Consider the following 15,531-nt stretch of genomic DNA (forward strand, 5'->3'; position numbering starts at 1 on the left):
CAAACGCGACGACGGCGTCCCGGTGCAACATGCACCGGGACGCCGTCGCGTTCGGTCAGTTGGGTCGCAGCGAGGCCAGTGCCGCCTCGAGCGTCGAGTGCAGCGCGAAGACCTGATCCAGGCTGGTCATCTTGAGCTGGCGACTGGTCGCAGGCCCGTCGGCGACCACCGCGATGGTCGTCGCCTCCCCGGCCCGCTGATGCGCCGCGACCAGCGCCGCCATCCCCGCCGAGGCGAGGAAGCTGACCGCGGTCAGGTCGATGATCAATGCCGTCGGCTTGGCCGCCAGGATGCCCTCGATCGCGGTCTCCAGTGCGGGCGCGGTCGCAAGATCGACCTCGCCGGCCACCGTGAGCACGGTCGCACCGTCACGCACTGCGACGGAGGTGGTCATCGTGTCCGCCATGGGATACGCGTCTCCGGAAGTGTTGGTCACAACATCACAATCTGCCATGAACCGCCCGATCTCGCTGCATCGTCCCGCAGAAAGCCAAGAGTTTGCGCCGCTCGGCGGGTGCATCGCGGACGTGTTCGTACGGTCGACCCTACCGCAGCCAGGGCGATCGACCGGCCGAAGTCCGCAACGCGATCGACACCGCAGCGAGACTTTGCGAAGTGTGCGAGGCCGTGTGCTCACCACTAGGGTCTCTCGTCGTAGTGGTTCGAGAGCGCGGCCGGGACGGCCGGGGAGGAGTGCTGCCGATGGTGAATCCGACGCCGCCGGGCCAGCCGGGTGGATACGGGCCGCCGGGCCAGTCGAATCCTTATGGGGGTCAATCGAATCCGCAGCAGAGTCAGCCGCATCCCTACCCCGGTCAGCCGCATCCCTACGGTGCACCGCCGCCCGGCATGCCCGCTCCGATGCAGTCCGCGCCTGGGTACGGTCCACCGAGCCGACCGGCGAGCGGCGGTGCGATGGAGCGGGTCGCGGGCGGTCTGCTGCTGGTCACCGCGTTGCTCACCATCGTCTTCCGTGCGACCAACGCGTTCTCTTCGAGTTCGCGTTTCCTCTGGTCCGACATCATGCTCGTGCTGATGATCCTGCTCGCGATACTCACCGGTATCTGCGCGCTCGCGGGAATGGGCGCGCGATATCCCGTACTGCGCACGCTCGCGGCGGTGGCTGCGGGCATGCTCCTGTCCGGCATGGTGGAAGCGGTGCTCAGTGCCGCACAGTTCGAATTCCTCTTCGAGGACACCTTCTGGTTGTCCATCCCGTGTGCGCTCGCCGCATTCGCCGCCACCCTCGCGACGGTGATCGCCGCTGCGGCGGAGCGGACGCCGCCCGCGCCCGGAGCCCTCGGCGGCCAAGGACCGCACCAGTACCCGCCCCGGAACCTGCCGCCGCGCTAGGGCTGGCGGGGCTCGACACCGCTGATCTTCGACGGGGCATCGAGTCGTGGTGTCGAGGAGCCGACCAATGTGGGCGGCAATGAGTCACCTGGCGGTGTGGCATCCATCAATGCTGGTGGTGGCGTGGCACGATGGCGGTTCTGGCGGATCCGAGGGCGCAGTTGACAGCACACCGCATCTCACAGACCGACCGCGAAAGCAGGTTGCGTTCATGAACGGTACCGATTTGCCCGTCCCTGATCAGGGACTACTGGTAACGCACTTTTTGACCGTGTCCGACGTGGGCCGCTCCCGGACCTTCTATGCCGACATCTTCAACGGCCGGGTGGTGCTCGAGGAGAACCCGTGCATCGTCAAAGTCGCGAACAGCTGGATCATCATGAACCCCGGCGGTGGACCCACACCCGACAAACCCGATATCGTCCTGCGTCCGCCCGAGCCCACCGATGCCGTTTCGGCGTTCCTGAACGTGCGTGTAGCCGACATCGCCGCCTTCTATTCCGACGCACGCCGCAAGGGTGCCGAGTTCCTCACCGAGCCCCTCGACCGCAAGGCCGAAATCCGTTGCTACCTGCGTGATCCGGACGGCTACCTCATCGAGATCGGCCAAGCCACCGGCATGCTCGAAGGTATCTTCGCCGACCGCTGAATATGTTCGGTTCCGCAGCCTCGCCATCGACTTCACCCCAATCCTGCGGCCGCACTGGCTTGTCCGTGACCGCCGCGCCCACGCTCTCGTCACCGCGGTCTACGACGCGTCCCGGGTAAGCCTTCGTCGCTGGGCGGTGGTGAGGCGATCGGTTCGTGCGATCACAGAGAAAGCCCCGGACTTGTTGCCGCGCACTGTGACCGGGTCCGCGAGGTCGGGGTGGTGGCCGGCGTCGTGCAGCGCCGAAGTCACTTGGTCGAGGGGCCACTCCAGCGCGGCGGCCAGCTGCTCCGGGGTGAGTGGCGTGCCTGCGTGCACGAGCGCGGCGATGACGGTGAGCGCGTGCTCGCCCGCCGCGGTATCCACGGGACCGCCCGCGATATCGCGGGCGAGCCGGGCGAAGAACAGACCCATATGCTCGAGTCGTTCACCGACCGGTGTTGTCGCGCCGAAGATTTCGGCTCCGCGCTCGGCGGCCTCCGCCCACTGGTTGGTGGTGCGGGCGCTGTCGGACCATGCCCTGAACCACACGTCGTCGTCGACGATGTAGCGTTCGCGTCGCCCCTCCCGGGCCCGGCGGATCACCTCGAGCCCGTCGAGGTAGGCGACGGCCTTCGAAATCGACGCGGGACTCACCCGCAACCGCCGGGCGAGTTCGGCCGCCGTTGCGCTGCCCGAATCGGTGGTGAACAGCGAAGCCAGCACGCGCGCCGCCATCCGCGGTAGACCGGAATCGACCATCAATGCCGCGAACTGTTCAGCGAATTCGCGCACTGTGTCGTCGTCACGCCCGAAGGTGGCCGCCGAAAGTTCTTGCGGCGCAGTTGCTATGCGTCGTCGGGCTCGCCGTCGAGTGGCTCGCTGCGCGAGGTCGGCCCGGTACCCGCCCGGTCCGCCGTTGCGCGCCACTTCACGGGTGACGGTCGACGTGGGTCTGCCCACCCGCCGGGCGATTTCGGCGTAATCGAGTCCGGCCGCGAGTCCGGCGGCGATATGCCTGCGGTCCTGCTCGGTCAGCCTGCCTCCGGGCATGGGTGCGTCGTTTCCTTCCGGATCGGGGTCGGGTTCAGTCTGCGTTAACCCTCCCAGTCATTGCAACGAGTCGTTGCGTTTCTCGGCACTGCTATTGCAATGATTTGCAAATGATCGCAGGTGAAATGGCCTAGAGCGACTCGCGCATGGTTGATGACCCGGGAAACGCGACGTAGCTTTCGTGGCGGTTCGAAGACGGACGAGAAGGAATGGATATGACGGAAACGACGGCTCCCCTCGCGATCCAAGACGTGCTCGATCGGGCGGTGACGGAAGGCGGTGTGCCGGGGATCCTCGCCGAGGTACGCGACGGTGAACGGCACTGGTTCGGCACGGCGGGTGTCGCCGACACCGCCACCGGCCGACCGCGCCTGCCGCAGCACCGGTTTCGTATCGGCAGCACCACCAAGACCTTCGTGGCCACCGTGCTGCTGCGACTCGCGGGTGAGGGCCTCCTCGGCCTCGACGACACGGTGCACCGGTGGCTGCCGAATGTGGTGCGAGGCAACGGCAACGACGGTCGCGCGATCACCGTGCGGCAGTTGCTGAACCACACCAGCGGCCTGTTCAACTACACCGACGACCGAGAAGCGTTGAACTGCTACGAAACCCACTCCCCGGCGACGCTCGTCGATATCGCCGTCGCGCACCCACCCACCTTTGCGGCGGGCATGGACTGGGGTTACAGCAACACCAACTACATCCTCGCCGGAATTCTCATCGAGGCGGCGACCGGCGCGTCCCTGCACGACGAACTCCGCCGCTGCCTCATCGAGCCGCTCGCCCTCGCCGCGACCTCCCTGCCCCACGGCAGCGACCCCACCATCGAGGGACCCCACTCTCGCCACTACACGAAGCTGTTCGACTCGAGCCCCGACGCCGCGATTCACGACGCGACCGAGCTGGACGTGTCCATGTTCGGCGCGGCGGGCGGCATGATCTCCACCGTCGGTGACCTGCACCGCTTCTTCGCAGCCCTCCTCGGCGGCCAGCTGCTCCGCCCCGCCGAACAAGCCGAGATGTTCCGCACAGTCCCAACCAAGAATTGGATCGCGCACACCGACTACGGCCTCGGCATCTCCTCGGTGACCCTGCCCTCCGGCATCGTGTTGTGGGGCATGGGCGGCGCGCTCTTCGGTTCGTGGACATACACATACGGCACCCGCGACGGCCGCCATGTCCTCGTCGCCAATGTCAACGCCGACTGGGCTCACGGCCACTGGCACGATCCGATCGACGTGTTCACCGATCTGCTCCGGGCCGAATTCGACTGACACGTGGCGCGATCACCGCGGCAGACGACATCGACCCCCCGCCAGGGTTGCTCGGCGTGTCGGAGACCTCAGGCTTTGAACGAGTGCAGGCTGGCCAGGCACAGGGTCTGCTCGGCGTCGAACCATTCGAAGGTGCTGACCGGCTGGAATCCTAGGCGGACCGCGAGTCCGAGCCCGGGCACCTATCTTGCACCGGCCCGGACACTGTTCTCGATCTAGCCAGTGCGCTGTAATGACGGGAACACGAGGGGCCGTGCTACGAGGTTGTCGCCCGCGCAAGCAGCGGCCTGCCCGATGATCCGGACGAACGCGGCAAGTGATCTGACCGACGGCGGCGGCGGTGTCTGCCCATGGTGGAAGGAGGGACGCGTGACAGGGGCACGTGTACTGGTGGTCGGCCTCGATCCGGCCAAGATCCAAGGCTGGGATCCGGAGCCGGTCCAAGCGGCGATAGCACGCGGTCGGGCTCGTTTCGGCGATCACGGAATCGAGGCCGACTGGTGTCTGGTCGCACTCGACGAGAACCCGGAGGGCGCGATCGTGGAGGCGCTGACCTGCGAAGACTACGGCTGCGTGGTGATCGGAGGCGGTATCCGCACGCACGAGCCGCTTCTCGAACTCTTCGAAAAGGTGGTCAACCTGGTGCGGCAGCACGCGCCCGACGCGGCTATCGCCTTCAACAGCAGTCCCGAGGACTGCGCCGACGCGGCACTGCGCTGGCTGCGCTGACTGTGCGATGCCACCCTTTGCGCCGCGCTGCCGATGGACCGCTCGGTATCCAGTCGAACCCGAAGTGCGTGAGCGCAACGGGTTTGGATCGGCAGCTGGGTCGGCTCAGCGGTGACCGCCGGAGTGGTCGTGGGCGCAGACGTCGGTGCGGCGGCCGTCGGGGCCGATGGCCGCCTGCCCGGCGCCGTGGCCTTCCAGGGCGGCGAACGGGCCGCACTGGTGGGCGGTGATCCAGACGTGGACCATCGGGTTGCCCGCGCCGGGGTTGATCGACCCGGGCGGGCAGGCGCCCTGGGCGTCGGTGACTCCGACGACCCGGGGGCCGTTGGTTCCCGAGCTCCAGCAGAGGTTGTCGTGGACGTGCCACTGCATCAGCGAGCCGCCGTAGTCGACGAGTTCGGGGTCGTCGATCCTGCTCTCGGCGATGTACATCGCCGAAACCAGGGCGCGGTCGGGTCCGTCGACCCGGTAGACGAGCGACTCCGGGCGGGTCGAATCGAGGAACCGGCCGTCGCGGATGTAGGCGGAGTTGATGTAGTGCTCGTAGCCGGTGGACGAGTCACCGATGGAGCGGTAGCCGAGGGCGCGGACGGACCGTACATCGGCGAAGGCGGGCAGGTTGTCGAGGGTGCTGCGGATCAGCGTGGTCGCGCGCTGTTCCTGCGCGGTGGTCACGCCGGGGACGCCGGAGACGTCGATCGGGTGCGCGGGATCGAACGGGCGCGGCCACTGTGCGCCCGCACTGTGGTCGGCGTGGTCGCCGTGCGCCCCTTGGTTGCCGTGTGCGTGGTCGTCACCGTGCGTGGCCTGATCGCCATGTGCGTGGTCGTCGCCGTGACTGTGCACGTGCCCGACCCCGCCGAGCATCGCCGCCACCGCCAGCACGCCCACCGCGGTCGCGGCGATGCCGGTCTGCATCGCGGGCAGCTGCGCCTGCGGCCGGGCGAGCGCGACTCCGGCCGCCACGGCCGCCAGCACACCCAGCGCCGCGCACACACTGTCGATGAACTGCGGTGCTTCCGCGTCCAGCCCGTCGATCCACGGGACACTCGCGAACCGGGTGTAGGCCCACGTCGCCGCCGCGAACAGGTTGACCCCGATCACCGCCGCCGTCACCGCGCGGCGCGCGCCCAGCGTCGCCAGCAGCCCGGCAACGCATTGCACGGCCGCCAGCGCGACCATGAGGCGGGCCAGTGTGGCATGCTCGGTGTGCAGCCCCGCGGCAAACAGGTGCAGCGCGCCTGCCCCGATCGATGCCAGGCCGCCGAGTAACAGAAATCCGTTGCGTCCGTCCGCCATATTCGCCGTCCTTGTCCCTCGCGCTCCGGACACTACTCCGTCGAGTTGAACGACTTTTGTCGCGTTCGTGAGAGAACTCTGAGGCCCCCGTGTTCACGCCCGGCGTCGAGAACGGTTTCGCGTCGACGAGGGATCGCACCTCGGCATAGCTGGTCGAGCAACGTTCACCCGGCGCCGGACCGGCCCGCGACGCGGTGGCGACCGCGCCGCTGCCAGTGCTGTTGTCCGGCAGTCATTCCCGGTGATTCGAATGGAGGCGAAATCGTGCAGTTCCGCACTTCCGCCACCTGCGCGGCTGATTGCGCCTCAGTCGACGGCCTCCTGGTATCCGCTCTTCTGTTTGGCGGCAATTGTTTTCGCGGCATGGGCGGCGGCCTTGGCCGGGGTGCCGTGGCGTTTGGTGTTGACGGTGCCCGCGGTGCCTTCTTTACCGTGCCGGGTGGCGACGGTGTCGAGGCCGGGATCGGTGACGATCTCCCAGAACTTGGTGCCGTGCGGCCCGGTGGCCTCGAAGTACCGGCGGGTGAGTCCGGGGCCGCGTCGCTGGCCGCCGAAGAGCACCGTGGTTTCGGGCGCTGCATCTTCGAGGTGGTAGGCGAATCGGGTCAGGAACGAGGACGCGAGAATCCACGACAGCGACCTCTCCCACCACGCCTCGGCTGGATGCTGATCCAGGTACATGAAGACCCGGTCGTCGGAGCTCGGTGACACATCGGAGAATACGGTGTCGACCGTGCCGTCGAAACAGACCACCAGCGCGCTCATGGCCGACAGCACAGGGTCCCATTCGAGTTGCTGCTCACCGCGTAGCGCGGCCGCGTACTTCGCCCCGAGTTTGCGCATACGGGCCCGTTCCTGCCGTACCTCGGCGGGGCACAGGAGCCGCAGACCGAACTCTCCGATTCGCCACTCGGCGTAGCCGATACGCTCCCACAGCGTGCGCAGGATGGCGGGCAGCGGTGCCGTTAGCTCGGCCTCGAGGGCGTCGATGTCCTCAGCCGGGGCGGGCGGGCCGACTTCGGCACTGAACCCGTGCAAACCGGGCGAATGCTCGGTGAACCCCTGCGCCACCAGGTATTCGGCGAACTCGGCGAGGGCGGCGACATGCCAGGCCGGATCGCGGCTATCGTCGCGGATACGAGCGCGAACCCATTCGGCGACGGTCAGGTCCTCGCGTACCCGATAGCCGTTCCAGGTCACCCACTCCAGTTTGGACAGCGCCCCACCGTCGCGGTACAGCTCCAGCTCCCGGCGTTCGTGAGCCACCGCGAGTTCCGGGTCCACCGCGAACTGGGGCCGGTCGAAGGCCATCAGGCGTTCGCTGTCGGCGTCGGGCCGGCGAAAGGTGCGCATGATCGCCGCACGGCCGGGCAGATACCACGGATCGGATTCGGTGTATTTCGCCGCCGCGCAGGTGGCTTTCATTCGGGTGAAGGCGTTTTCGGCGGCGGCCGGGTCGGGAAAGGTGAGCCCGATCGTGTCGAAGCGGCCGTTGTTGACGCCCCACCGGTACACGATCCGGTCTAGATAGCGCACCAATTCGACGAACTCGTTGCCCGATGCCGTCCACAGCAACGCGCGCTCGGATTGCTCGCGTCGCTCGCCCAAGAATCCCTGCATCCCGTGATAACCGATCGGACTCGGCTGGAAGGGAACGTCGTACATGCCGAATCCGTCGAAGGCGTGGATATCGCCATCCGGGTCGAGGAACCACACCTCTCCCGTGCCGCGGTCGGTGAGCAGGCGTCGCCGCACGGTGGTGCCCGCCAAGGTCCCGAGGTCGTCGTCACTGATCCGAGCGAGCGGACGCCCCGCCGCACGGGCTCGCTCACCCTTGTCGAGCAGGGCGCGCCGTGCCGAATCGGCCTCTCCTGACAGCACATTGGCGAGCCGCGCGCGCATGTCGTCGGAGGTGAGCGGATCGTCCCACTCCCGTCCACGGGACAGGTTGTCGGGCTCGATGGCGTCGGCCGCGATGGATTCCCACCTGGCGTAGGCGGTTCTGACCAGGTCGTACTCGTCGGCTTCCAACGCGGCAATGATGCCGACGACCAGCGCGTACTTGAACACCCGCTGTTCGGTCTCGTCGAGCGGTGTGGTCCAGTCGATGATCTCACGCAGCAGTTCGACCAGGGGCCATCGCTGCTTCACGTGATCGGTGACGGCATTGGCGTAGTGCGCGGCAGCGCGATGGTCGTACCGATCGCTCAACCGCCCCATGACATCCCGGTGCACCTCCGCCGAGAAGATCTCGCCGAGTGCGTTTCCCATCCGCCAGATGCTGCGTCGTTCGGTGAACAGCCGCTCGATCAACGCCGTGCGCGCGGTGTCGGAGTTCAGATTCCGCACCGCTGAATACAGGTTGGCGACCACATCCTCGAGCTGATCGTCCACCGTCTGCCCGTGGCTGAGCACCACGCTGTGAGCGGGGTCGGAGTCGGCATAGCGACGTCCGTAGTCGTCGAGCGCCGCGATGAGAAAGTCCTGCGCACCAGGGTGCCGGAAGCGATAGAGCTGGTGGCCCGCGACATTGCGAGCGCTTATGCCGGGATGGGACACAATGGTGTCGATCATGGCGGCGGCGGCCCGCACGGCCTGCTCGGGCGACGCCCGTAGCAGCACAGACTGCTCCTTGTTCGAATCGAACAGCTGCTGCCACAGCGCTTCGACCGTGCTGGCGGGTGCGGGCAGGTCCGCCAGCCGCAGCAGTTCATCGAACACCGGCGGATGATGCGCCACCGGGGCCAGTGCGAGGCAGACAGCCTTCTTCAGTTCGTCGTTGGACATTTCGGCGAGGATGTCGGAGGCGTCCGGCTCCGGTGTGTGCTCGAGCAGCCGGAGCAGCACGGGAACGAAGGCGCTGTCCGGGGAGTCCACCCGCAGCCCCTGGACCACGCGGGTGCGCACTGCAGCGGGCAGGTGCTCGATACCGGTGGCGGCCAGCGCGGCCCGATCGGGGTGCGCACTGGCGAGCATGGCGTCGAGGGCCCATTCGATCACTTCGGCGTGCGATTCATCGATGTCCGCGCGCAACAGAACCCGTTGTGCGACAAGCTCACTCAGCCCGGCGCCGTCGATCTCAGCCAGAACAGCGACGTGGTCGCCGTCGCCCAGCCGCTGCAGGTAGGAGGACGATGTCTGGGCGTCGGCCAGGCGGAGGTCGAGCTCCGCACGGGTCAGCACCGGCTCGGTCTCGCAGAGTTCGTGGGCCCGCCGCAGGGCGGTCAGGCACGCGCCGCTGTACGGGTCTTTGCCGAGCAGCTCTCCGGCTGCCGCGGCGAGCGCCGCGCCGTCCCGCACCAGCGGCGTCGCCACGGACAGCGCCCACACGCGGATCGGCCAGGCGCAGGTGGATGTGGGCAGTAAACGCACGAGGGTGTCCGCGGCCGGGCTGTGATCGCGTCCCGCCTGCCGATCCGCTTCGGCGCGTGCCAGTGCCGTACCCGTCGTGACGGGTAGACGATCCAGGGTGGCGCCCACCTGTTCGGCGGTGAGCGTTCCGCTGCCCAGGCCGTGAACGATCCAGGTCGCCCGGCTCAGCGGCAGGTGCTCCGGTGCCATCTCCATGGCCGTGAGCGCGGCCCGTATTCGCGCCTCGTCATCGGAGGCGACGAACTGCTGGAGCAGCGAACGGCGGACGCGGAACTCCGGCACGGACGCCACGTCGCCGTCGACCGCCAGCGTGCCGAAGACCCCGGCGAAGGCGTCCAGCAGGTCGGAACGCTCCCCGGCGCGGCCGATCTCGGCGAGTACGCGGGCGCGGTCGTCGTCCTGCGCGAGCAGGGATGTGTGCAGCAGCCAGTAGACGGCCAGATGCGGATCCTGGTGCAGCAGTGGCAATTCCACCTCGAACACCTTCCTGGCGGCGTCGGTGTCGCTCCACAGGTGCGTGAAGTGCCCGGCGGCGCTGGAGGCCAGGTCCTCTGCGGACTGCATGGGCTTTCCGTCGCGCAGCAACGGCTGCGCCAGCAGCCACACGAGCCACTGATAGCGCTCCGCCAGTTCGGCGCTGGTCGGGGCGGGTTCGGAGTCCGCGGCGGAGGTCGGCGGGCGGAAGGAGTCGCGAATATCGAATTTCGACCGCTCGTCTTCGTCGTTCGCCTCGGCGCGCTCGAGCTCGTCCAGGTAGGCCAGCCAGTCATCGAAAGAGTCGAACCACAGTTCCAGTTCCCGGGTTTCGTGATTCTGCCACCACACCCGGCCGCTGCCGCGCAGATCCAGCAGCGTGTAGTCGTCCCCCTCGTCATCGATGACGACGAAGCCGCTCAGCGATTTATCGATCGCTCCGAAGTACGGGTAGTTGATCGCCAAGTGCGCGTCCACGAGCGGGCCGCGGTCGCCCACCCAGTACTCGAGCAGCCGATCGTCGATGGCGTCGGCCACGTGGGCGGGTACGGGCACGCCGAAGTAGCGGGTGGCGGATTGGTGCAGGTCCATGGGTTCTTTCTCGGTATCGAAATGCGCTGTGCCGGTGGGAAAGACGCGTCCGGTCCGAGGTGGCTCGCCAGCTGGTAGCGGATGGCAGGGCACACACCGTCCAGACGAACGATCGTTTCATTCGGGACGCTACAGTTCGGCTGTGACAAGAAGGGGATGACGGTGGCCGCGACACCCTCAGTTCCGGGTGGGTTTCCTGGCCTCGAGGGTGGCCTGAAGGGCCGCTCGGGTCGGCATGGGCTCGATACCGAACTGCTTGGTCGCGGCCGTGGAGTCCACCACGAACGGGCGGTCGAATTGGTAGCGCAACTCGCGTATCTCACGGGCGTCGCCGTTGAACAGACCGGCGGCCCACAAAACCGCCGACGGCATGCCGCGAACCCGTGCGGGGGAGGCGCCGGTGAGGGTGGCGGTCAGGTCGGCGAGGGCGCGGACCGGCAGGGGAGTGGCGGTGGGCACGTGCCACGCTCTGCCCCAAGATGATTCGTCATCTGCCACCGCGAGGAGGGTGCGTGCCACGTCCTCGATGGCTGTCCAGCTGTGCGGAGCGTCGGGGTCTCCGGGGAACAGTGCGGTCTTGCCCGCGGTGACGGCGGGCAGGACCACGGCTGTGAAGGTCGAGTTGGCTCCGGCTCCCAGGTAGTCGGAGCCGCGCACCTCCGCGGTACGAATGCGGCCCTCCCGATGCGCGGTCAGGGCCTCGTTCCAGAGATCGGCGCGCACCCGCCCCTTGGCGGAGTTGGGGCGCAGTGGATGGGATTCGTCGACCGGACCGTCGAATTCGCCGTAGCCATAAAGGTTTCCGACGGTGAGCAGGAGCGCGCCGGAGGCTTCCGCCGCGCTGATCGCGGCGTGGATGAGCGGCGGGAAACCGGTGGCCCACCGTGCGTATTCGAGCCCGGCGCAGTGATGGATCGCGGTCGCTCCCGCGCACTGGGCGGTGAGGGCCGCGGCATCGGTGGCGTCGACCTTGATGCGCGCGATGCGTGGATGCTCGGGTCCCGATCCGCTGCGGGTGAGCAGGCGAACGTCGTCGCCCCGCTCGGCGAGCAGTAGTGCGGTGGCCGAACCGACGGGTCCGGCTCCGACGACGACGTGCAGTGACATAACGGTGCTCGATCCTGTCAGATGTTCCGTTTCGAGAACAGTGTTCTCGCGCGACACCTTCATCGAAGCACGGGCCTGCCGTGAGTGCAGCTATCCGCGGCCGAAGCGTTCCACCAGCCTGGCATAGCTGTCATGGCCGTGGCCTGCGTCGAGTGCCTCGGCGACGAGGTTTCGGGTGTAGGTGGGCAGATCGACGTCGATGCCCCGGGCTCGGCAGGTCAAGCACTGAATGTCGTTGCCGGGCAACACCGAGGCGTCATCTCGTCGGGCGTGGACGCGGCGCTTCCGCCACCCGTGCGGTGATGTGCAGGTATGCCAGTGCCACCAGGGCCAAGGCGGCGCCGAGGGCATACATGGCGGTCACACCGTGCCCGGTGGTGAAACCGCCGAGCAACGTGCCTGCACCGATGCCCAGATAGATGCAGGAGGCGTTCAGGGCCACCACCAGACCCGCTTCCTGCGGAGCCGCGCTGATGAGGCGATGCTGCTGTGCCGGGGTTTGGCACCAGCTGGCCGCACCCCACGCCGCGCCGAGCACACCCACCAGCCACGCCGCCCTGACGTGGGTGGCCGCCAGCGTACCCATGAGCCCCAGCGCGGTAGCCATCACCACGTAGCCGCCGGTGAGCACCCGGGTCGCGCCCCATCGATCGGTGGCGTACCCGGATGCCAGATTGCCTGCCACCGCGCCGAATCCGTACAGCGCCAGCACCCAGGCCGTCGCGGACTCGTCGATGCTCGAGGCCGCCAGCGCGGGCACGCTGTAGGCGTAGACCACGTATGCCGCGCCCATGCCCAGCACGGTCAGCGGCAGCACTTTCGCCACCGATCGGTTTCGCACTACCGCCAGCCGGGTGGCCAGCCGCACCGGTGGATTTCCGGGCACGAACGGCACCCACACCGCCACTCCCGCCGCGGCCAGCAGGCACACGACCGCGACCGCGACCAAGGCCGCACGCCAACCCAGCCACTGCCCGATCGCATCACCGAGCGGTACGCCCAGCGCAGTCGCGATCGTCAACCCGCCCACGACCACCGCCAACGCGCGCGCCCGCGCCTCCGGACGCACCAGGGCCGAGGCCACCGCGCCGGCGTTCGGGGTGAACGCCGCCGCACCGACCGCCGCCAGCACCCGGGTGGCCAGCAGAACCGCGAAACTCGGAGCCGCCGCCGACCCCAGATTGGCCAGGCCGAGCACCACCAGCGCCATCACCAGCAGGGCCCGGCGTGGCAGTTGCGCGGTCACGGTCGCCAGCACCGGCGACAACAGTGCGTAGGCCGCCGCGAACACCGTCACCGCCGCACCGGCGGTCGCCGTGGACACTCCCAGCGCTGTGGCCATGTCGGGAAGGAATCCTGCGAGGATGAACGCATCGGTGCCGACTGCGAAGGTGCCCAACGCCAGAATCAACGTGCGCTGCAACCCATTCGGCGACTCGGCGAACCGAGGTGCGGCTCCCATCGGGAGTTCCGTATTCGGGATATTCATTATCCCGATTCTCCTTTCGAGAAAACCCGGCAGGAAGGCCGGGTTGTTTTCGCGGACGCGGTGATCGCCGCTAGGCGGTGAGACGGTCGTAGAAGCGACGTGCCCGCGTCGGCGCGTTGGCTGGAGCGTCGGCGATCAGATCGGCGATGGTCTGCGTCGCCAGTTCGCGTCGCCACGCCAACTCGGCGCGACGCATCGCGCCTGCGATGCCGCAAGGCTTCGCGAATTCCGAGCTCGCCGCCGTCGAACCGGCTCCGCGACGGCGGATCTCGGTGCAGCGAAACGCTTCGGTCCTCCCCTCGACCGCACCGACGACATCCATCAACGTGATGCGCTCCGGAGTCCGTGCCATCCGGTATCCACCGCGTGATCCGGGAGTGGATTCGAGAATCCCTTCACGCACCAGCGGTTGCAGCCGCTTCTTCAGATACTCCGGCGGCAGCTCGAACATCTCCGCCAGCCTGGCAGTCGGGATCGGCGCCCGGTCATCGAGCCACGACAGCACCATGCAGCAGTGCAAGCCCCACTCGACTCCCTCGCTCATCAACATGAATAGGGATACTACATGTCCCGGATATGCCACGACGGCCCGCACCGACTGGCCGTTCGCAACGAGTACGACTGCGAGCAGTTACGTGAGGTCGTGGTCAGGTCACGAGGGTGCTCAGTTCGTCGGCGAACAGGAGGGCGGGGTCGAACTCCATGCCGGTGAAGTGGCCGGCGAGTTCGAGTGAGAGAACGCCGTGGAGCCGGGTCCAGAAGGACACCGCGCGGTGGAGGGTCGCGGCAGGCGCCGCGTGGCCCGCGGCCCATGCGCGGTGATTGTCGAGATGAGCGTCGAACGGTGTCGTCGCCTGATCGGCCGGTAGCGCGGAGAAGGCTTCGATGAGCACCGACATGATTTCGGAGGAGACCGCGGTGGTGTCGTCGGGTGCGTGATAGCCGGGAACGGGTGTGCCGTAGATGAGGAAATACCGTTGCGGGTCTGCCAGGGCCCATTCCCGCACGGTGTAGGCCAGCCCGGCCACGTCGGCGCCGGAATCGAGCGCCCCACGCACGGCGTCGGCAAGGCTTCGGTAAGCGTCGCGGATGAGCTCGGTGATCAACTCGTCACGACTGGCGAAGTACCGATACAGGGCTGGGCCGCTCATGCCCACGTGTTTGGCAATCGCGTTGAGCGACAACGCCGATACTCCCGCCGTGGCGATCTGCTCCCATGCGTGCTGCTTGATCTCCTCGCGCACCTGGGCCCGATAGCGCTCCCGTGAACCCGTCCCACCGGCGGCCATCCTCCATCGCCTCCTCTCGAACTCCGCGGCAACCTCAACGACGTGGTTAGACCCTATCACTTTATCTATTGACACTCACACGCTTGCGTTATAGGTTCTAACTAAATCGAGTGGATGTCACTCGATGGTTGATGTCAGACCTGAACGAGGAGAGCGATCATGTCCACCACCCCGCGAACCCCCCTCCGCCGCGCCGGGGCGCGCACCGCCCTGCTGGCCGCCGCGGTCGCGCTGACCACGCTCACCGCGTGCAGCGACAACAACGACACCGATAGCGCGGGCCCCGGCCGCGACGCGACGACCGCTGCGCCCGCGCAACCGGCTGCGCTGACCTGCGGCGGGGCGGGCATCGATGAGACTGCCCAGATCCGGTACCGGACCGAGAAGTTGATCGAGGCGCCATTGAGCACCATCTGGGAACTGCAGACCGACGTGGAGCGCTGGCCCTCGTGGCAGCAGCCCGTCGCCAGCATCGAGCGCTTGGACGAGGGGCAATTGCGCGAAGGCTCGCAGTTTCGGTGGACGACTCCGGTGCCCGCCACTGCCACGACCCCGGCCACCACCCTGGTCATCACGTCCACCCTCGCGCAGCTGCAGCCGCAGAAATGCATGAGCTGGAGCGGCCCTGCGATCGGCGACGGACTGCGCATCGACAACGGCGTCCACGTCTGGACCTACACCGAGGTCGACGGCGGTGTCCTGGTGCGCACCGAAGAGAACTGGACCGGCGCGCAGGTCGAAGCCGACGTCCCCACCTCCACCGCCTTCCTCGGAGCCGGTCTCGAAGCCTGGTTGACCAACCTGGAGGCCGCCGCCGAAGCGCACCGCTGAAAAGCTGCCGGTAGCAACGGAATTAGTTGTAGTGCACCCGCG

The 15,531-nt window shown here is 67.7% G+C and carries 14 protein-coding genes; 5 read left to right on the forward strand and 9 right to left on the reverse strand.

Translation table 11 applies throughout. The annotated features are described in order from the left end of the window. Positions 1 to 55 precede the first annotated feature (55 nt). A complete protein-coding gene (locus NL1_RS29430; protein WP_067846079.1) occupies positions 56 to 394 on the reverse strand; it encodes an STAS domain-containing protein in 339 nt (112 codons plus the stop codon). A 308-nt stretch (positions 395 to 702) separates the two neighbouring features. Between NL1_RS29430 and NL1_RS29435 the strand changes: the two genes are divergently transcribed. Next, positions 703 to 1,353, forward strand: a complete 651-nt coding sequence (locus tag NL1_RS29435; RefSeq protein ID WP_156095114.1) for a hypothetical protein — start codon at positions 703 to 705, stop codon at positions 1,351 to 1,353. Between the two features lie 79 nt (positions 1,354 to 1,432). Next, positions 1,433 to 2,002 carry a VOC family protein gene (locus tag NL1_RS29440; RefSeq protein WP_245673642.1) on the forward strand — a complete coding sequence of 190 codons (570 nt, stop codon included), beginning with the start codon at positions 1,433 to 1,435 and terminating at the stop codon, positions 2,000 to 2,002. 99 nt (positions 2,003 to 2,101) lie between these two features. On the opposite strand, the gene NL1_RS29445 is transcribed toward NL1_RS29440, so the two are convergent. Continuing rightward, entirely contained in the window at positions 2,102 to 3,034 is a 933-nt protein-coding gene (locus NL1_RS29445) for a GbsR/MarR family transcriptional regulator (protein WP_067846054.1), read from the reverse strand. 215 nt (positions 3,035 to 3,249) lie between these two features. On the opposite strand from NL1_RS29445, the gene NL1_RS29450 reads away from it, so the two are divergent. Further along, positions 3,250 to 4,308, forward strand: coding sequence for a serine hydrolase domain-containing protein (locus NL1_RS29450; protein ID WP_067846081.1), 1,059 nt, complete (start codon positions 3,250 to 3,252; stop codon positions 4,306 to 4,308). A gap of 369 nt (positions 4,309 to 4,677) precedes the next feature. Continuing rightward, a complete protein-coding gene (locus NL1_RS29455; RefSeq protein WP_067846084.1) occupies positions 4,678 to 5,037 on the forward strand; it encodes a RuvC family protein in 360 nt (119 codons plus the stop codon). 105 nt (positions 5,038 to 5,142) lie between these two features. On the opposite strand, the gene NL1_RS29460 is transcribed toward NL1_RS29455, so the two are convergent. The 7 genes from NL1_RS29460 to NL1_RS29485 form a co-directional block, all read right to left on the reverse strand. Continuing rightward, complete coding sequence (locus NL1_RS29460) at positions 5,143 to 6,336, reverse strand: urease accessory protein UreE (RefSeq protein WP_067846057.1); 1,194 nt, start codon at positions 6,334 to 6,336, stop codon at positions 5,143 to 5,145. Between the two features lie 306 nt (positions 6,337 to 6,642). Beyond that, positions 6,643 to 10,773 (reverse strand): SMI1/KNR4 family protein, encoded by a 4,131-nt coding sequence (locus NL1_RS29465; RefSeq protein ID WP_067846060.1) that lies wholly within the window; start codon positions 10,771 to 10,773, stop codon positions 6,643 to 6,645. 177 nt (positions 10,774 to 10,950) lie between these two features. After that, entirely contained in the window at positions 10,951 to 11,880 is a 930-nt protein-coding gene (locus tag NL1_RS29470; protein WP_067846063.1) for an NAD-dependent epimerase/dehydratase family protein, read from the reverse strand. 90 nt (positions 11,881 to 11,970) lie between these two features. Then, positions 11,971 to 12,102 carry an imine reductase family protein gene (locus NL1_RS39960; protein ID WP_281180875.1) on the reverse strand — a complete coding sequence of 44 codons (132 nt, stop codon included), beginning with the start codon at positions 12,100 to 12,102 and terminating at the stop codon, positions 11,971 to 11,973. A gap of 34 nt (positions 12,103 to 12,136) precedes the next feature. Then, a complete protein-coding gene (locus NL1_RS29475; protein WP_156095115.1) occupies positions 12,137 to 13,342 on the reverse strand; it encodes an MFS transporter in 1,206 nt (401 codons plus the stop codon). Between the two features lie 97 nt (positions 13,343 to 13,439). After that, entirely contained in the window at positions 13,440 to 13,913 is a 474-nt protein-coding gene (locus NL1_RS29480) for an RrF2 family transcriptional regulator (protein WP_307624111.1), read from the reverse strand. 103 nt (positions 13,914 to 14,016) lie between these two features. Beyond that, entirely contained in the window at positions 14,017 to 14,658 is a 642-nt protein-coding gene (locus NL1_RS29485) for a TetR/AcrR family transcriptional regulator (RefSeq protein WP_067846073.1), read from the reverse strand. Between the two features lie 159 nt (positions 14,659 to 14,817). Between NL1_RS29485 and NL1_RS29490 the strand changes: the two genes are divergently transcribed. After that, complete coding sequence (locus NL1_RS29490; protein ID WP_067846076.1) at positions 14,818 to 15,489, forward strand: SRPBCC family protein; 672 nt, start codon at positions 14,818 to 14,820, stop codon at positions 15,487 to 15,489. Positions 15,490 to 15,531: the final 42 nt, after the last annotated feature.

Source organism: Nocardia lijiangensis NBRC 108240, assembly GCF_001613045.1.
Classification (GTDB): domain Bacteria; phylum Actinomycetota; class Actinomycetes; order Mycobacteriales; family Mycobacteriaceae; genus Nocardia; species Nocardia lijiangensis.

Coding starts and splice junctions, on each gene's coding strand:
- NL1_RS29430 (WP_067846079.1), bottom strand. CDS start 394: ATGACCACCTCCGTCGCAGTGCGTGACGGTGCGACCGTGCTCACGGTG.
- NL1_RS29435 (WP_156095114.1), top strand. CDS start 703: ATGGTGAATCCGACGCCGCCGGGCCAGCCGGGTGGATACGGGCCGCCG.
- NL1_RS29440 (WP_245673642.1), top strand. CDS start 1,433: ATGAGTCACCTGGCGGTGTGGCATCCATCAATGCTGGTGGTGGCGTGG.
- NL1_RS29445 (WP_067846054.1), bottom strand. CDS start 3,034: ATGCCCGGAGGCAGGCTGACCGAGCAGGACCGCAGGCATATCGCCGCC.
- NL1_RS29450 (WP_067846081.1), top strand. CDS start 3,250: ATGACGGAAACGACGGCTCCCCTCGCGATCCAAGACGTGCTCGATCGG.
- NL1_RS29460 (WP_067846057.1), bottom strand. CDS start 6,336: ATGGCGGACGGACGCAACGGATTTCTGTTACTCGGCGGCCTGGCATCG.
- NL1_RS29465 (WP_067846060.1), bottom strand. CDS start 10,773: ATGGACCTGCACCAATCCGCCACCCGCTACTTCGGCGTGCCCGTACCC.
- NL1_RS29470 (WP_067846063.1), bottom strand. CDS start 11,880: ATGTCACTGCACGTCGTCGTCGGAGCCGGACCCGTCGGTTCGGCCACC.
- NL1_RS29475 (WP_156095115.1), bottom strand. CDS start 13,342: ATGGGAGCCGCACCTCGGTTCGCCGAGTCGCCGAATGGGTTGCAGCGC.
- NL1_RS29480 (WP_307624111.1), bottom strand. CDS start 13,913: ATGAGCGAGGGAGTCGAGTGGGGCTTGCACTGCTGCATGGTGCTGTCG.
- NL1_RS29485 (WP_067846073.1), bottom strand. CDS start 14,658: ATGGCCGCCGGTGGGACGGGTTCACGGGAGCGCTATCGGGCCCAGGTG.
- NL1_RS29490 (WP_067846076.1), top strand. CDS start 14,818: ATGTCCACCACCCCGCGAACCCCCCTCCGCCGCGCCGGGGCGCGCACC.